The sequence below is a fragment of the Erwinia sp. GW821-FHT03D09 genome (genome assembly GCF_059420805.1).
Map to the genome: position 1 here is coordinate 1 of NZ_JBWKUK010000001.1, position 15,137 is coordinate 15,137.

Sequence of the window (15,137 nt, forward strand, 5' to 3'; positions counted from 1 at the left end):
CGCTTTATCAATGAACACCGCACTGTATGGGGTGTGATGACGATGTGTCGGGTACTGAATGTCGCCCGGGCCGGGTTTTATGCGTGGCTGCATAATCCGGTCTCGGCGCGTGATAAAGATAACCCGCGTTTGCTGACGCTTATTCGTGACTCATATTCACTGAGCGGAGGTGTATACGGTTACCGGCGGGTTCATGGCGACCTGAACGAAATCGGGGAAACCTGCGGTAAAAACCGGGTGGGCCGTATCATGCAACTGAACCGGATCAAAGCCGTACGCGGCTATAAAGTCCCGCGCCGCATCGCTGGCAGGCCTTCAGTGGTAGCCCCTAATCGCGTGCTGCGGCAGTTTACTGTTACCCGGGCCAATCAGGTCTGGGTCACCGATATTACTTATATCCGTACCTGGCAGGGATGGTTGTATCTGGCGGTGGTTATCGATCTCTTCGCCCGTCATGTGGTCGGCTGGTCGATGAAGCCCACTCTCTCACGCGAACTGGCACCCGACGCGCTGATGATGGCCGTCTGGCGGCGAAAACCGGACGGCGAGGCCATCGTGCACTCAGACCAGGGCAGCGAGTACGGCAGCGACGACTGGCAACGGTTCTGTCGGGCCAATAACCTGGCACCCAGAATGAGCCGGCGTGGCAACTGCCGGGATAATGCGGTAGCCGAATCGTTCTTCAGTTCACTGAAAAAAGAACGCATCAGGAAAAGAATATGCAAAACCCGGGAGCTGGCCCGGGCCGATATCTTCGATTACATTGAAGTCTTCTATAACCGGGCCCGGCGCCACAGTCATCTCGGCGGCGTCAGTCCCGAGGCCTTTGAACAGGCCTCGTCGTGAGGACAGAATTTGTCTACTGTCGTGGGGTCAGTCCATGATGTGAATTTGCGTAGAAGTTTTGGTATACTGTCTGAACGATGTCTTTCAGCCCAGATTCTGCTTTTCAGGAGTAATTATGAGCAATAACAAAAAAACTCAGGCAAGCTACGCTAAGCCGTCTCGCGCTGACATCGTTCGCTCGGTAGCAACATCTACGGCTGTTGAAACAGGGCAGCCCTCCGAGAAGATCGAAGCTTCCCTTGAAGCGACGCGCAAAAAATTCGCTCATTTACGTCTTGCAGTTTAATCCCTTCTCAATGCTTCTCTGACCCAGTGTCTCATCGGCTCGTAATCCATTGATACACCTGCATGGATAGCCGAGATATACTGGGTTTTGTTTTGCTCCCAGCTTTGATAATCCAGCGGTTTGTATCCACCCTGAACGGCCATCACGTCGGCTAGCAGTCGAGATAGACGCCCGTTTCCCTCTCTGAATGGATGGATGAGTATCAGCTCGACATGGGTTATGGCGATAGCGGTGATGAGTTGTTCTTCGTCCATGCTGCTACATGGTGTGTAATGGGCAAGATACTTAACATCGAATTGGTTCAGTAGTTTTGGCAATTGCGCTGAAGGGGCAAACATAAAGCCGCCCTTGCTGATGTTTACCGTTCTTTCCTGTCCAGCCCACTCGTAGATGTTACCTAACCAGCGGCGATGCCAGTTTTTTAACAAGGCTACACTGAGTTGTCCTTCGGGAAACTGTTCTTCAAAAACAGACTGGTAAAGTTGTTCCAACAGGACAAGTTCAGCTTCATCCATCTCATCGGAAGCAGCGATACCCAGCTTGTTAGCCAAAACCTGTTCGCCAGAGTCTTTCTCATACTGGCCTTCACTACTGGATACATGGTATCGGCTCATGGGATTTCCCTGTGTTAATAGAGGGATGGAATAACAGATAGATTATAACACCAGACGAGTATGGCAAACAATGTTCGTAAAATCAGTTGGTTAATTAACTATAGGTTAAATTGTAGTTTTTATCATTTTTATTAAAATAACCGTTATTTATCAATATCAACACACCAATGCATCATGTTTATTGAATCTCAAAACTAAGCCACATCTAGCACCCAACCATCCAACTTATCCGCCCAATCCTGCATCATCACACGTCGCTCATCAAGGTAGGTTGCGTGGTTATAAGTCCTACGAACGTTGTTTTTATCCGCATGTGCCAGTTGTGCTTCGATAGCGTCAGCGCGGTAGCCCATTTCATTTAAACGAGTGCTGCCAGTGGTTCGGGTGGCATGAGGGCTATAGTGCCGCTCCAATCCAGAGTTTTAAGCGCCTGCCTTAATGAATGCGTTGTCATAGGGCCATGACGATTGTCGCGACCGGGGAACAGGTGCTTGCGAGTTCCGGTTATTCCTTTGAGAGCGGTGAGCATTTCTACTGCCTGATGGGGTAGGGGAATAGTGTGGTCGCGGCGAGCTTTCATTCTTTCCGCTGGAATAATCCATAACGCTTTTTCCAGATCAAATTCAGCCCACTCGGCTTCCGCTATTTCAGCGGGGCGAGCCAGCGTCCACCACATTAGCCACATGCAGTAATTCACCTGATAAGTACAGCGAGTGTTGTCAAAGCTGCTTAATAATTTACCAATTTGCTCTGGTGTCAGGGCTGGTTTGTGCTGAGTTTTGTTAGCGGGTAACGCCTTGCGTACAGGCCAAACGGGATCACTATCTGCGCGAAGTGTGGCGACAGCAAGCTCAAAAATAGAGGATATGGTGCGTCTGGCTTCAGCGGCAACGGTAGGTGCTCCACGCTTAGCCGTGTTTTGCAGAATACTCAAAATATGGTGTGGTGTTATTTCTTTGACAGGCAGCTTTCCAATAGCGGGGAAGACAACGCGCTCCAGCATATCAAGACGGCGTGTTTTAGTAATTTCTGCCCAATCCTTCATTTGTAGCCACTCTCTTGCGATGACCTCAAAAGTATTGGCGGCTTCATTGGTTTTACGGATCTTATCGAGCTGGCGTGCCTGAGCGGGATTGATGCCTTCACTGACGAGTTTGCGAGCATGCTTACACTTCTCACGCGCTTCAACCAGTTTAACGATCGGATACTCACCCAAAGCAAACATGCTGGACTTGCCATTGATTTTGAAACGATAGCGCCAGGCTTTCTTACCGTTGGGCTTAACTTCCAGATAGAGGCCGTCAGTGTCGTTGAGGCGATAAAGCTTTTCCTTGGGTTTTGCGGTTCGGCACTGGGTGTCTGTGAGCATAACGTGTCCCTGTATAATTATTATACCGTTATTGCACTCACCCTGAGAGAAGATGAAAGTATTTTATACTCACGTCTGTACTCATTTTCGACAGAGCTGTAGTGAGGAATATTGAGACATTATGAAAATAAAAATCCACGCAATTGCATGGATTTTATAGGTTTTCTTGATTTTCATGAGATTTGATGAAACCTCATGAGGCAACAGGTTTTATTTAGACGTTAAACAGGAAGTTCATCACATCGCCATCTTTCACGATGTAGTCTTTGCCTTCTGAACGCATCTTACCGGCTTCTTTCGCACCCTGCTCACCCTTGCAGGCGATATAGTCGTCAAAACCGATGGTCTGAGCGCGGATAAAGCCTTTTTCGAAGTCGGTGTGGATTTTACCGGCGGCCTGTGGCGCGGTTGCACCAACAGGGATAGTCCAGGCACGCACTTCCTTCACGCCCGCGGTGAAGTAGGTTTGCAGGTTCAGCAGGGCGTAACCGGCGCGGATCACGCGGTTCAGGCCCGGCTCTTCAATACCCAGCTCGGCCATAAACTCTTCGCGGTCGCCGTCTTCCAGCTCGGCAATATCGGACTCAACGGCAGCGCACACCGGAACCACAACGGAACCTTCAGCAGCAGCGATTTCGCGCACTTTATCCAGGTACGGGTTGTTCTCGAAACCGTCTTCGTTGACGTTCGCGATGTACATGGTTGGCTTCAGGGTCAGGAAGCTCAGGTAGCGGATGGCCGCTTTGTCTTCTTCGCTCAGGTCCAGCGCGCGCAGCATGCCGGCTTTTTCCAGCTGCGGCAGGCATTTTTCCAGCGCGGCCTGTTCGGCTTTAGCGTCTTTGTCGCCGCCTTTGGCTTTCTTCTGCACGCGCTGCAGGGCACGTTCGCAGGTATCGAGGTCAGAAAGCGCCAGCTCGGTGTTGATGGTTTCGATATCGTCCGCCGGATCGACTTTGTTATTCACGTGAATAATGTTGTCGTTCTCAAAGCAGCGCACCACGTGGCCAATCGCTTCGGTTTCACGGATGTTAGTCAGGAACTGGTTGCCCAGGCCTTCGCCTTTTGACGCACCTTTAACCAGGCCCGCGATATCCACGAATTCCATGGTGGTTGGCAGAATGCGCTGCGGTTTAACGATTTCGGCCAGCTGATCCAGACGTGAGTCAGGCATTGGCACTACGCCGGTATTCGGCTCAATGGTGCAGAACGGGAAGTTAGCTGCTTCGATGCCCGCTTTGGTTAACGCATTGAACAGGGTGGATTTCCCGACGTTTGGCAGGCCCACAATACCGCATTTGAATCCCATGTTTGAATCACCTTAATAGCTTGATAATCAAGGTATTGTTAAATACCTCAATGTTGTCACAGACAGTGTCTTAAAAGTTTCCGCGCATTATACACGTAAAACCGGCCGCGATGGCGTTGATTTGTCGCGCAGCGGGCAGGTTTAATTTGGGATCGCCTTCACAATTTCCCATACTGACATATCTTTACCCTTATCGGAGAACCGCGCAGATGCATTGCTTCCTGCTTACGCCACCCTGAGAATGCTCCCTTCTGCGCAACAGATCCGTTGCCTTCACTCGTCGCTTGATCGAGTCCGGCTATACCCGCTGATAGCCTGAATCGCGCGGTGCAGGACTTCTGCCTGTAAAAAATAACTGGAAATAACATGTTTAACCTGAGCAATTTCAGGGCGAGAGACGTCAAAAACGACGTGCTGGCCGGTGCCGTTGTCTCGGTGGCGCTGATCCCGGAAGCGACCGCCTTTTCCCTGCTAGCCGGGCTGTCGCCGACTATTGGTCTGCATACCGCCTTTATCCTGGGCATTATCACTGCGTTTTTCGGCGGAAAGCCGGGAATGATCTCCGGTGCAGCCGGATCGATCGTGGTGGTGCTGATTAGCCTGATTACCCTGCACGGCTACGAGTATGTGCTGGTGGCCAGCATTCTCGCCGGGCTAATCCAGCTGGCGATTGGCGTGCTGAAGCTGGGCAAGTTTATTAGTCTGGTGCCGCAGCCGGCGATTTACGGCTTCGTTAACGGTCTGGCGATAGTGATTATGCTGGCGCAGTTCCCGATGATTAAAGGGCAGGGGCCAATGATGTACGCGCTGGTTGCCCTGGCGATGCTGATTGTCTGGCTGTTCCCGAAACCAGCGGCGTGGAGGCGATTGACAAGCTGACCGCGCGCTATCTGGAAGCGGGAAAAACGCTGCGCCTGCGCCATCTCAGCGAGGACTGTATCAGCCTGCTGAAAAAAGCCGGACCGTACTGCACGCATGAACTGGACAACCCGGATTATAAGGTCGCCTGCAACGACGCCTGACGGAGAACGCCGCGAGCAGGCCCGAATCAGGACCTGCTGCAATTAACCCGCTTTATAGCTGTGCAGGCGGTTCATTGCTTTCAGCTTATCTTCCTTCAGCCACACTTCGGTGCAGCGTGCCGCCTCGTCAATGGCGTTATCAATCAGCGGCTGTTCAGAGGCCATTGGTTTACCCAGCACGAATCCCACCACTTTATTACGATCGCCCGGATGACCGATGCCGATGCGCAGGCGATGGAAGTTCAGGTTATTGCCCAGCTTGCTGATGATATCTTTCAGGCCGTTGTGCCCGCCGTGGCCGCCGCCCTGTTTGAATTTTGCCATGCCCGGCGGCAGGTCCAGCTCGTCGTGCGCTACCAGAATCTCTTCCGGCGCGATGCGATAAAACGTCGCCATCGCCGCCACGGCTTTACCGCTGAGGTTCATAAAGGTGGTCGGCACCAGCAGGCGAACATCTTCACCACCGATATTCAACCGCGCGGTGTAGCCATAAAATTTACTTTCTTCCTTTAGCGACTGATTGTGACGTTCAGCCAGCAAATCAACATACCAGGCGCCGGCATTATGGCGCGTAGCGGCGTATTCAGCGCCGGGATTGGCAAGGCCAACAATCAGTTTGATGCTGCTCACGGTGTATTTTCCTGAAGCGTACGAATTAAGGCAGGTAGTTTACTGAAGCGGAAGGGATAACTCAAAGGCCAGCGGACGCTCTCTCCAAACAGCAGATAGTTAGTCAGCGTGATAATACATTTTCTATACAAATTCAGTCGATTAGATGTAAAGAACTGTCAGAGATTTAGCTGTAAATGTGATCGCACCCGCAACGGCTGCACGAATGATTTCCTACACTATGGACATCTGGCAATGGATTTTGCCCTGTTCAACCGTCTGGAGGTGCGTAATGAAACGTAAACATACACATGTAATGGGCAATGCCCTGATGGTGCTGGGTTTAGTGGTGATGATTTTCGGGGTGGGTTACTCGGTGCTTAATCAGATGCCGCAGTTGCAGTTACCGCAGTTTATGGTGCATGGTGCGATTTTCAGTATCTTCATCGGCGCGCTGCTGTGGCTGGTTGGTGCCCGCGTTAGCGGACGGGAAAAAATTGCCGACCGCTACTACTGGGTGCGTCACTGCGGCGATAAACGCTGTCGTCAGGGTAATCGCCAGCACTAATTAAGTTCGCAATGGGCAATACGGTTAAATCATTCAGCTTCGCTGGCCTTCATTAATGCCCGTCTTCGCGGGCATTATACCTTGCTCATCTGTGCATAGCACACCTTCGGCACCGGCTCCGGTTTATCCATCCCCAGCGCGGCATACACCTGCGGCAGTTTTTCTCCGCACACCCGGTTGGCCAGAAAACCAAAATAGCGCACCATCCGGAAGAACTTCTCGGGGATGTGCTGTTTCAGCCGCGCCACAATTTCATGCTGCGTCAGCGTTTCTGTGGCCTGCTCACCCGTATTGTGGTCGTGGTAGCGGAAGCTCAGTGTGGCATCACCGGCATAGTGTGCCAGCCGGGAGCTCGCTATCGGCGGTTTTTTCAGGTAACGGCCCAGGTATTTCACGGTGTTTTTGCCCCTGCCGTCTTTTTTGACATGTAGACGTGCCAGTAATTGCCCCCGGCGGTCAGTATAAGGCCGCGCCACTGCGAGTCGGTGGTGATATGCGACAGCGAAGGGGGTATTGCGATGCCTTCAGACCAGACGCTCAGGAGTAGCTGACGGATGTTCCACATCCAGGGGGGCACGCATGGCATCTTTACGAAAGTTGATTTTTCTCCACTTCCTGTGCGCATCGATACCGCCACAGGTGACGGAGACGTGGACATGGGGATGCCAGTTGAGACGACGACCATACGTGTGGATGGCGCAAAAAATGCCGATATCCAGCGCCCGTTTGCCAACGGCATACAGCAGGTTATCGACAGCCAGGCGGCAGAGGTTGTTAAGGAGCCAGCGGTTGACTTCAAACAGGGGCCAGAGTGAATCGGGAAGGGTGAAAACCAGGTGTATCCAGTCGCAGTCCGGCAAGCGGTTAAGCCGGGCAGCAATCCACAGGTCGGTGGCCTTTTTACCGCAGGAAGGACAGGCACGGCTGTGGCAGGCATTAGTGATGTATTTAACATGCGTGCAGCTGAAGTTATCGCAGCCAAATTCCTTCACGCCGGTGATGCGGGTACCGCAGGCGAGCATCTTTGTAACGGCTTCCACTTCGATATCTCGCAGCCCGCCGGCATCCAGGAAGGAGGTCCACACTGGTTGGCAGTGAACAGCTTTTTGAGTGGACGGGGACTGAAACCAGAAAGCATGGTGCAGATTAATTCCCAGCGTACTGCAAGCGGCTGAGCGCGGCAGCATCGTTGCGGTGCTCCAGTATGGCGTTGGCAACCATTTTCGGAGGAAGGTCCATAGGCTTCATCAGTTTAATCCAGTCCCATTCACGCTGTGAAAGCTTATCAGCGGCCACGGAGAGGAGGACAGTATCGATACTTTTACGGGTCATCATGGGGGAAGGCTCCGAGAACAATATGTTATCAGATCATCATATTGAAATCAGGTTATGGCAACTCAGAGTCCTGCAGACAGCGGGGTTTTCAATTTGCAGCCGTCAGGCCGCTCTGTTCAGCGTTGCCAACGCTGCCGTGTTGGCACCACTTTTATCAATGGTCACCACCTCGGGTTCGCCGTGATGACGAATGGCTTTGCGAAAGAAGCGCAGCGCCGCTGCATTATCCCGTTTAGCGGCCAGCAGGAAGTCGATAGTTTGGCCTGAAGTATCCACCGCGCGGTAGAGATATTTCCATTGCCCTCTGACTTTAATGTAGGTTTCATCCATTCGCCAGCGGTACCCCACGGCGCGTTTATGCCGTCGAAATGCCTTATCCAGTAACGGTACCAGACAGATAACCCAGCGATGGAGCGTGGAATGGTCAACGACAATACCGCGCTCAGCCATTATTTCCTCCAGATTACGCAGGCTCAGGGAGTAAGCCAGATACCCGCGAACACATTGCGCGATAATATCGACAGGGTAATGTAAACGTTTAAAGGATTTTCGGATCAGAGGCATGAGCAGGTAACATCGCAAAAAAAACAGTACGTTACCTGACGCCGCCTTAATGTGACAGAGCATAGCGGCGGACGGTCCGCCTTGAACAGGAAAGCTGTCGGGCGATCCCCCGAATAGACATGCCCTGACGTAAAAGAACTGCAATCTCCACGCGTAACTCCAATGTCAACATCGGCAGCTCCAAAGCTGCCATTTTTACCCCAGGTGGGTCAGTTTTACATTGGCATGTGGGTCATTTTGACATCGGTACTAACAGATAAGTGCGCTTAAAAAAACAGGTTTTTGATTAAAAACACAGCAAAACATGAACAAAAAACAGTATGTGTTGTCTATCCTTGATAGATGTTTTCACGCCTTTTAATATCACTACGTTAATCAATAAAGAGGTACAAATGGCCGCTACGAATGGAATGATTGACCCGGATGATTCTGTAATCTTATTGATAGATCATCAGAGTGGTCTGTTCAATACAGTAAGAGACGTTCCTGTAAATGATTTACGACACTATGTCACAGCCATTGCAAAAGTAGCTTCATTACTAAACATTCCGGTAATCACAACAGCCTCGGTACCTGATGGTCCCAATGGCCCCCTTATCCCGGAAGTTCATAAGTATGCCCCACATGCGGTATATGTCCCAAGAACTGGGCAAATCAATACATGGGACAACCCACTATTCGTTGATGAGGTAAAAAAAACCGGCAGAAAAACTCTAATCATCGCAGGCACTCTAACCAGCGTATGTATGGCATTTCCTGCAATTAGCGCGATCAAAGAAGGTTACAATGTGTACTGTGTAGTAGATGCGTCAGGTAACTGGACTAAGATGGCAACAGATATAACAATTGCTCGAGTAGCACAAGCAGGAGCAATACCAACAGATACATTTGCCATCGTCGCCGAGCTAATGAGAACCTGGAATAGAGCAGAAGGCTCTCGGTTTGGCGCAATTCTGTCAGAACACGTATGTCCAGAATACAAATGCCTAATGGAAAGCTTTGATAAAGCCTTCTCTGTGGCTAACAATGGCCCAGAAACAGACCTTAAAAATTATAAGTAATACAACTAAAAATAGGAGGTACGCCTCCTGATATGTATTGGTCGCGACTTGATCTGACACATGACTTTGAAAAGTTGAGAGTTACCGGTTTTGATATGGGTGTTGAATCCTTATACAAAACACGAGGTAACTCTCATGCTTAATACGGTTCATCATGAAGCCGCGAAAAAGCGTTTCTTCATTCAGCGGCGCAAGCACAAAAATGGTCACTGTCGTGGTGATCACCCCAGCCAGCGCTTTGCTATTGTAAAGCGTCGCGACCGGCAACAGTTGTACGCCAACGAAACGGCCGTAGCGGAACAGGCTGAGATCGAGCATTGGGAAGGCCGTGCGGTGCTCAATTAAGACAAACAGCGCACCCGTCAACAGGGAAGCCAGCAGCAGAATGCGGGCGGCTGCGGCTGAGCTTTCCGGCAGGCTACCATCTATTGTTGCCTCTGCTGCCCGGGTTTACCGCGCAGTACCCGGATATTGAGCTGGATCTTGATTTCAACGATCGTCTGGTGGATGTGATTAGTGAGGGTTATGACGCGGTTCTTCGCGGCGGGGATTTTGCCGATTCACGGTTGAAAGCGCGCCGTTTAGGCGGCTTTCATTTTTGCCTGGTTGCCTCCGCGGATTATTTTTCGCGTCGCGGTCGGCCCCTGCAACCTGCCGATCTAAGCGAACATGAGTGCCTGATGTATCGATTTTCCGCCAGCGGCCAGCTTCAGCCCTGGCAGTTTGAGGGGGGGATGTGTGGCAGCTGCCGTTAAAGGGTTCGCTGGTGTTCAATAATCTTGAGGCGCAGATTTCGGCCGTGAGGCGTGGGCTCGGGCTGATTTACGTGCCTGATTTTGCGGTGCAGGAGTATCTGGAGAGTGGGGAATTGAGATGCGCTCTGGATGAGTGTATCAGTGCCGGAGGGCAGTTTTCTCTGCTGTGGCCGGGGAATCGGCACTTATTGCCGAAGATGCGGGTGTTTATTGATTATCTGGCGGAGCATTTCGGGTTGGATCGGCGATTCGGTGCTTAGGTGCTTAGGTGTTTTCTGGAACTGCGGTGTTTGCGCTGACTGGCGGGGCTGCCGGTGGGGCTGGTCCTCGCGCCGCTTCGCGGTATCCTCACTTCGTGCGTTAGCCGGTCGGAACGTCAGAGACGGGACGTCCATGGCCCGGCTCTGACTTTCACCCGCGTCCTGCGGGTGAATCCTGGCTTCCTTACTGCGTTCAGCGCTGTGGATTGCCCATCCGCCGGCCCCGCCAGTCTGCTTTTTAACCCTGTGTTGGTTGTAAAAACAAATCTTCGAAGGGTGTTTTATGGGTTGTTAATTAAAAGCGACATCGATAAGTAAAGAGGGCGCAGGCTGGCCCACAGGTTCGGATGACCCAGCGTATTAAGCCAGATACCACACAAAAAAACCGCTGTCCCGAAAGACAGCGGCTATATAAACCTGAACGCTAAAAACAAACCGGCCGGGATAACCCCGGTCAGAGAATTAATGCTCAAACATCGCAGAAATTGATTCTTCGTTGCTGATACGACGAATCGCTTCTGCCAGCATGCCTGACAGAGTCAGGGTACGTACGTTTGGCAGCGCTTTGATCTCTTCAGGCAGCGGAATGGTATCGCACACCACTACTTCATCAATCACCGAATGACGCAGATTTTCAACCGCATTGCCGGAGAAGATAGGGTGAGTAGCATAGGCGAATACGCGCTTGGCGCCACGCTCTTTCAGCGCTTCTGCTGCTTTGCACAGGGTACCGCCGGTATCGATCATATCATCAACCAGTACGCAGTCACGGCCAGCCACATCACCGATGATATGCATCACCTGCGACACGTTAGCACGTGGGCGGCGTTTGTCGATAATCGCCATATCGGTATCATTCAGCAGTTTGGCAATGGCACGGGCGCGAACCACGCCGCCAATGTCGGGGGAAACCACAATCGGATTCTCCAGGCCAATCTGCATCATATCCTCCAGCAGGATCGGGCTACCGAAAACGTTATCAACCGGAACGTCGAAGAAGCCCTGAATCTGCTCGGCGTGCAGATCAACGGTCAGAACGCGGTCAACGCCAACGCTTGACAGGAAATCAGCAACCACTTTAGCAGTAATGGGTACACGAGCAGAGCGCACGCGGCGGTCCTGACGAGCATAGCCAAAATACGGAATGACCGCAGTAATACGACCAGCGGAAGCACGACGCAGGGCGTCAACCATCACAACCAGTTCCATCAGGTTATCGTTGGTTGGGGCACAGGTGGACTGGATGATGAAAATATCACCACCGCGTACATTTTCATTAATCTGTACGCTCACTTCACCATCACTGAAACGACCGACGGCGGCGTCGCCCAGGCTGGTGTAAAGGCGGTTAGCAATACGTTGTGCTAGTTCCGGGGTGGCGTTACCAGCAAAAAGCTTCATATCAGGCACGAGAAGAACCTCAGGCTTTGCGTCGAGAGAATGAAATTAAGTCAGGGTTGGCGCAAGACCACTGACGATTTCATGCGGGTGTTAAATGAGCCTGGTGCAGCGTCCGGATCATGGTGACGCTGTCACTTCAGCTTGAATGCTCTGAAAGAATGCGGTGAAGCGGCGAAACGTTTGCGCCTCGCGCTACGAATCCCTGCAATTCTTTCGGGGCCAGCTCAAGCACCTGGCGTGCGACGGACTCGGTGTCAAATTCAGCAAACACACAAGCACCCGTTCCAGTCAGGCGCGACGGCGCATATTCTAGCAGCCAGGAAACGAGCTGTTCAACCTCGCGGAAACGTTTTCTGACGACGGCCTCACAATCATTGCGGAAATCGGCCTCCAACAGCTCATTGATTTGCCGATATGGCGTATCTCTGGTCAGTAACGGATCGTTGAACACCGCCGGGGTCGCCACGCTGACGCCGGGGTGCATGACCAGATACCATTTTTCCGCCGGGGAGACGGGCGTTAGCTTTTCACCCACGCCTTCCGCATAGGCCGCAAAACCCTGCACGAACACCGGTACGTCGGCACCGAGGCTAAGGCCCAGCGCCGCCAGCTCCTCAAAGCTAAAACCGGTCTGCCACTGATAATTCAGGGCAACCAGTACCGTGGCCGCGTTAGACGAACCGCCGCCCAGGCCGCCGCCCATCGGCAGGCGTTTATCTATCGCCAGGCTGGCTCCGGCATTGGCGGGCAGGGTGCCGCGCGCTGCTGCCTTCTCGCGCAGCAGCCGGGCGGCGCGAACAATCAGGTTCTGTTCATCCGGCACGCCGGCAACCGGCGTTAACAATTTTAGTTCACCGCTGCTGTCGGCGGTAATGGTCAGCGTGTCACCATAGTCCAGAAACTGGAACAGCGTTTGCAGATTGTGGTAGCCGTCTTCACGACGGCCGGTAATGTAGAGAAATAAATTAAGTTTCGCCGGTGAGGGCCACTGTTCGATCATTTAACGGTCCAGCTATCCATTTTTAACTTGATGCGCTGGCTGCCTTCCTGCAGTTCAAGGTTTGACGGCAGCGTCGGGCTCTGTTTGCTGTCGTAACCTTGATAGGTCACATGCCATGTTTTGCCGTCCTGGCTGTAGTTCAGCTCGCGCAGGCGGTACTGGTCATCCAGCGAGTAGTCAGTGGCGTCACCCGGCAGGCCAAGAATCCACTGACGTAAATTATCCAGCGGAATAGTCATGCCGGTCAGCTGTGAGATTATCTGCGCGGCGTCGCGGCTGACATAGCGTTTGCCTTTATTATCCACGATTTGCGCCACCTGGCCCTGCTGGTCGAGCTGCAGCTCGGTACTGCCAAGCGGATTGGTCAGCAGCAGGCGGTAGCGGTCCGGGGCGGTTTGCTGCCAGTTAAAGCGGGCATAGACTTTTTGCTGGTCGGAAAGGAAAGCAAAGGCACCGCGAGTTTGATACTGAGTAATTTTTTCCACCGCCTGCTGGTGGTCGCGCCACTGCGGTGAGGTCGGGCTCTGGCCGGGAGTCTGTGGCTCTGGCGTGATGCTACAGGCCGCCAGCAGCACGCTGGCGAGGGGAATAAGCCGCATCAGACGGCGATTCGACAATAACATTATCAGGTCAACTCCTCGGACGTAATTCGGACATACTTGCCGCAATCAACCGCTCACGCTAACCAGCTTGCCGGGCGGCGTCAACGCTCAAATTGTCTGATTTGCGCTACAACAGGTAAATCTTGTTGCAGGGATAGGCCACGCACGACTTTTATTGATCCCGCGCATCTTGTAGAATGCGCTTCAGAAAACCCTATCAACTGTGGGATATACCCAATCTGGCACCATGACGTTACTGGCTCTCGGCATTAATCACAAAACCGCTCCTGTTGCGCTGCGTGAACGTGTTACGTTCGCGCCGGATACGCTCGATCAGGCTTTAAACAGCCTGCTGGCGCAGCCGCTCGTGCAGGGTGGCGTGGTGCTTTCCACCTGCAACCGCACTGAAATCTATCTCAGTGTAGAACAGCAGGAGAATTTACAAGAGCAGCTGACCAAATGGCTGTGTGATTACCACCAGTTAAGCCCGGAAGACCTGCATAAAAGCCTCTACTGGCATCATGATGATGGCGCGGTCAGCCATTTGATGCGCGTGGCCAGCGGCCTGGATTCTCTGGTGCTGGGCGAACCGCAAATCCTCGGGCAGGTGAAAAAAGCCTTTGCCGATTCCCAGCGCGGCCATTCTCTTTCCAGCGAACTGGAGCGCATGTTCCAGAAATCGTTCTCGGTGGCGAAACGCGTGCGTACCGAAACCGAAATCGGTGCCAGCGCCGTTTCGGTGGCGTTCGCTGCCTGTAGCCTGGCGCGGCAGATTTTCGAGTCGCTCTCCACGGTGACCGTACTGCTGGTCGGCGCGGGCGAAACGATTGAACTGGCGGCCCGCCATCTGCGTGAACACAAGGTCAGTAAACTGATGATTGCCAACCGTACCCGCGAACGCGCTCAGGTGCTGGCCGATGAGGTGGGTGCTGAAGTGATTAGCCTGCCGGACATCGATTCTCGCCTCGCCGAAGCCGACATTATTATCAGTTCTACCGCCAGCCCGCTGCCGATTATTGGTAAAGGGATGGTTGAGCGGGCGCTGAAACAGCGGCGTAACCAGCCGATGCTGCTGGTGGATATTGCCGTACCGCGCGACGTTGAGCCGGAAGTCGGTAAATTACCTAACGCCTATCTGTACAGCGTGGACGATCTGCAGGCGATCATCGAAAGCAACCTCGCGCAGCGCAAAGCGGCGGCGGTGCAGGCAGAAACCATCGTGGTGCAGGAAAGCAGCGAATTTATGTCCTGGCTGCGCGCGCAGGGCGCGGTGGAAACCATTCGCGAATACCGTTCTCAGGCCGATCAGGTTCGTAGTGAACTCGAAGCGCGCGCGCTGGCCGCACTGCAAAATGGCGGTAATGCGGAAGATGTGATCCGCGATCTTGCTCACAAGCTGACCAACCGTCTGATCCATGCCCCAACCAAATCTCTTCAGCAGGCCGCACGCGATGGCGATGGCGAACGTCTGCAAATTTTACGCGACAGCCTCGGGCTGGAATAGCGTTTCAAGCCTCTATTAACAAGGTAAAACTACAC

Annotated in this window: 17 protein-coding genes and 4 pseudogenes; 9 read left to right on the plus strand and 12 right to left on the minus strand. The window is 52.8% G+C overall.

Features of this window, described 5'->3' with window-relative positions; all coding sequences use genetic code 11:
* Together AC07U6_RS00005 and AC07U6_RS00010 are read left to right on the plus strand one after the other, a co-directional pair.
* Nucleotides 1–846 (plus strand): IS3 family transposase (locus AC07U6_RS00005; protein WP_494764777.1); only part of this gene is annotated, 846 nt, incomplete at its 5' end.
* A 115-nt stretch (nt 847–961) separates the two neighbouring features.
* Nucleotides 962–1,132, plus strand: coding sequence for a hypothetical protein (locus AC07U6_RS00010; RefSeq protein WP_494762526.1), 171 nt, complete (start codon nt 962–964; stop codon nt 1,130–1,132).
* Here AC07U6_RS00010 and AC07U6_RS00015 read toward each other — a convergent pair.
* The 3 genes and pseudogenes from AC07U6_RS00015 to ychF all read right to left on the minus strand — a co-directional run bounded on the left by AC07U6_RS00015 (nt 1,129) and on the right by ychF (nt 4,421).
* Nucleotides 1,129–1,746, minus strand: coding sequence for a Fic/DOC family protein (locus AC07U6_RS00015; protein WP_494762527.1), 618 nt, complete (start codon nt 1,744–1,746; stop codon nt 1,129–1,131). The two genes, AC07U6_RS00010 and AC07U6_RS00015, sit on opposite strands and share 4 nt — an antisense overlap.
* Nucleotides 1,747–1,940: 194 nt before the next feature.
* Nucleotides 1,941–3,115: pseudogene (locus AC07U6_RS00020) on the minus strand (tyrosine-type recombinase/integrase).
* Between the two features lie 214 nt (nt 3,116–3,329).
* Nucleotides 3,330–4,421, minus strand: a complete 1,092-nt coding sequence (gene ychF / locus AC07U6_RS00025; RefSeq protein ID WP_105594342.1) for a redox-regulated ATPase YchF — start codon at nt 4,419–4,421, stop codon at nt 3,330–3,332.
* 366 nt (nt 4,422–4,787) lie between these two features.
* Here ychF and AC07U6_RS00030 point away from each other — a divergent pair.
* Nucleotides 4,788–5,270: pseudogene (locus tag AC07U6_RS00030) on the plus strand (SulP family inorganic anion transporter); the annotation flags it as partial.
* Nucleotides 5,271–5,278: 8 nt separating this feature from the next.
* Nucleotides 5,279–5,443, plus strand: a complete 165-nt coding sequence (locus AC07U6_RS00035) for a sulfate permease (protein WP_494762528.1) — start codon at nt 5,279–5,281, stop codon at nt 5,441–5,443.
* Nucleotides 5,444–5,485: 42 nt separating this feature from the next.
* Here AC07U6_RS00035 and pth read toward each other — a convergent pair whose 3' ends face one another.
* Nucleotides 5,486–6,073, minus strand: a complete 588-nt coding sequence (pth, locus tag AC07U6_RS00040; protein WP_494762529.1) for an aminoacyl-tRNA hydrolase — start codon at nt 6,071–6,073, stop codon at nt 5,486–5,488.
* A 271-nt stretch (nt 6,074–6,344) separates the two neighbouring features.
* Between pth and ychH the strand changes: the two genes are divergently transcribed.
* Nucleotides 6,345–6,620, plus strand: coding sequence for a stress-induced protein YchH (gene ychH / locus AC07U6_RS00045; RefSeq protein ID WP_105594345.1), 276 nt, complete (start codon nt 6,345–6,347; stop codon nt 6,618–6,620).
* Nucleotides 6,621–6,700: 80 nt separating this feature from the next.
* Here the strand turns inward: ychH and AC07U6_RS00050 are convergent.
* The 4 genes and pseudogenes from AC07U6_RS00050 to AC07U6_RS00065 form a co-directional block, all read right to left on the minus strand.
* Nucleotides 6,701–7,758, minus strand: a pseudogene (locus tag AC07U6_RS00050) (IS91 family transposase); the annotation flags it as partial.
* Nucleotides 7,759–7,766: 8 nt separating this feature from the next.
* Nucleotides 7,767–7,955 (minus strand): hypothetical protein, encoded by a 189-nt coding sequence (locus tag AC07U6_RS00055; RefSeq protein ID WP_494762530.1) that lies wholly within the window; start codon nt 7,953–7,955, stop codon nt 7,767–7,769.
* Nucleotides 7,956–8,069: 114 nt separating this feature from the next.
* Nucleotides 8,070–8,519: pseudogene (locus AC07U6_RS00060) on the minus strand (IS6 family transposase); the annotation flags it as partial.
* A 46-nt stretch (nt 8,520–8,565) separates the two neighbouring features.
* Complete coding sequence (locus tag AC07U6_RS00065) at nt 8,566–8,712, minus strand: helix-turn-helix domain-containing protein (protein WP_494762531.1); 147 nt, start codon at nt 8,710–8,712, stop codon at nt 8,566–8,568.
* Nucleotides 8,713–8,911: 199 nt separating this feature from the next.
* On the opposite strand from AC07U6_RS00065, the gene AC07U6_RS00070 reads away from it, so the two are divergent.
* Entirely contained in the window at nt 8,912–9,580 is a 669-nt protein-coding gene (locus tag AC07U6_RS00070) for an isochorismatase family protein (RefSeq protein ID WP_494762532.1), read from the plus strand.
* An 81-nt stretch (nt 9,581–9,661) separates the two neighbouring features.
* On the opposite strand, the gene AC07U6_RS00075 is transcribed toward AC07U6_RS00070, so the two are convergent.
* Nucleotides 9,662–9,946 (minus strand): CPBP family glutamic-type intramembrane protease, encoded by a 285-nt coding sequence (locus AC07U6_RS00075; protein ID WP_494762533.1) that lies wholly within the window; start codon nt 9,944–9,946, stop codon nt 9,662–9,664.
* Between the two features lie 62 nt (nt 9,947–10,008).
* Between AC07U6_RS00075 and AC07U6_RS00080 the strand changes: the two genes are divergently transcribed.
* Nucleotides 10,009–10,335 (plus strand): LysR substrate-binding domain-containing protein, encoded by a 327-nt coding sequence (locus tag AC07U6_RS00080; protein WP_494762534.1) that lies wholly within the window; start codon nt 10,009–10,011, stop codon nt 10,333–10,335.
* Complete coding sequence (locus tag AC07U6_RS00085; protein ID WP_494762535.1) at nt 10,317–10,595, plus strand: LysR substrate-binding domain-containing protein; 279 nt, start codon at nt 10,317–10,319, stop codon at nt 10,593–10,595. Before AC07U6_RS00080 ends, AC07U6_RS00085 begins: the two co-directional genes overlap by 19 nt.
* Before the next feature lie 462 nt (nt 10,596–11,057).
* On the opposite strand, the gene prs is transcribed toward AC07U6_RS00085, so the two are convergent.
* The 3 genes from prs to lolB form a co-directional block, all read right to left on the minus strand.
* Nucleotides 11,058–12,005, minus strand: a complete 948-nt coding sequence (gene prs, locus AC07U6_RS00090; RefSeq protein WP_105594349.1) for a ribose-phosphate diphosphokinase — start codon at nt 12,003–12,005, stop codon at nt 11,058–11,060.
* A gap of 127 nt (nt 12,006–12,132) precedes the next feature.
* On the minus strand, nt 12,133–12,996 hold the full coding sequence (gene ispE, locus AC07U6_RS00095; RefSeq protein ID WP_494762536.1) for a 4-(cytidine 5'-diphospho)-2-C-methyl-D-erythritol kinase: 864 nt from the start codon (nt 12,994–12,996) through the stop codon (nt 12,133–12,135).
* Nucleotides 12,993–13,619: a lipoprotein insertase outer membrane protein LolB gene (gene lolB / locus AC07U6_RS00100; protein WP_494762537.1), complete on the minus strand. Its 627-nt coding sequence runs from the start codon at nt 13,617–13,619 to the stop codon at nt 12,993–12,995. Before lolB ends, ispE begins: the two co-directional genes overlap by 4 nt.
* A 226-nt stretch (nt 13,620–13,845) precedes the next feature.
* Here lolB and hemA point away from each other — a divergent pair, with 226 nt between their 5' ends.
* Nucleotides 13,846–15,102 (plus strand): glutamyl-tRNA reductase, encoded by a 1,257-nt coding sequence (gene hemA, locus AC07U6_RS00105; RefSeq protein ID WP_494762538.1) that lies wholly within the window; start codon nt 13,846–13,848, stop codon nt 15,100–15,102.
* The last annotated feature ends 35 nt before the right edge of the window (nt 15,103–15,137 follow it).

Bases quoted from the DNA above. Each gene is read 5' to 3' on its own strand.
- AC07U6_RS00010 (WP_494762526.1), top strand. From the start codon at position 962: ATGAGCAATAACAAAAAAACTCAGGCAAGCTACGCTAAGCCGTCTCGC.
- AC07U6_RS00015 (WP_494762527.1), bottom strand. From the start codon at position 1,746: ATGAGCCGATACCATGTATCCAGTAGTGAAGGCCAGTATGAGAAAGAC.
- ychF (WP_105594342.1), bottom strand. From the start codon at position 4,421: ATGGGATTCAAATGCGGTATTGTGGGCCTGCCAAACGTCGGGAAATCC.
- ychH (WP_105594345.1), top strand. From the start codon at position 6,345: ATGAAACGTAAACATACACATGTAATGGGCAATGCCCTGATGGTGCTG.
- AC07U6_RS00055 (WP_494762530.1), bottom strand. From the start codon at position 7,955: ATGATGACCCGTAAAAGTATCGATACTGTCCTCCTCTCCGTGGCCGCT.
- AC07U6_RS00065 (WP_494762531.1), bottom strand. From the start codon at position 8,712: ATGGCAGCTTTGGAGCTGCCGATGTTGACATTGGAGTTACGCGTGGAG.
- AC07U6_RS00070 (WP_494762532.1), top strand. From the start codon at position 8,912: ATGGCCGCTACGAATGGAATGATTGACCCGGATGATTCTGTAATCTTA.
- ispE (WP_494762536.1), bottom strand. From the start codon at position 12,996: ATGATCGAACAGTGGCCCTCACCGGCGAAACTTAATTTATTTCTCTAC.
- lolB (WP_494762537.1), bottom strand. From the start codon at position 13,619: ATGTTATTGTCGAATCGCCGTCTGATGCGGCTTATTCCCCTCGCCAGC.
- hemA (WP_494762538.1), top strand. From the start codon at position 13,846: ATGACGTTACTGGCTCTCGGCATTAATCACAAAACCGCTCCTGTTGCG.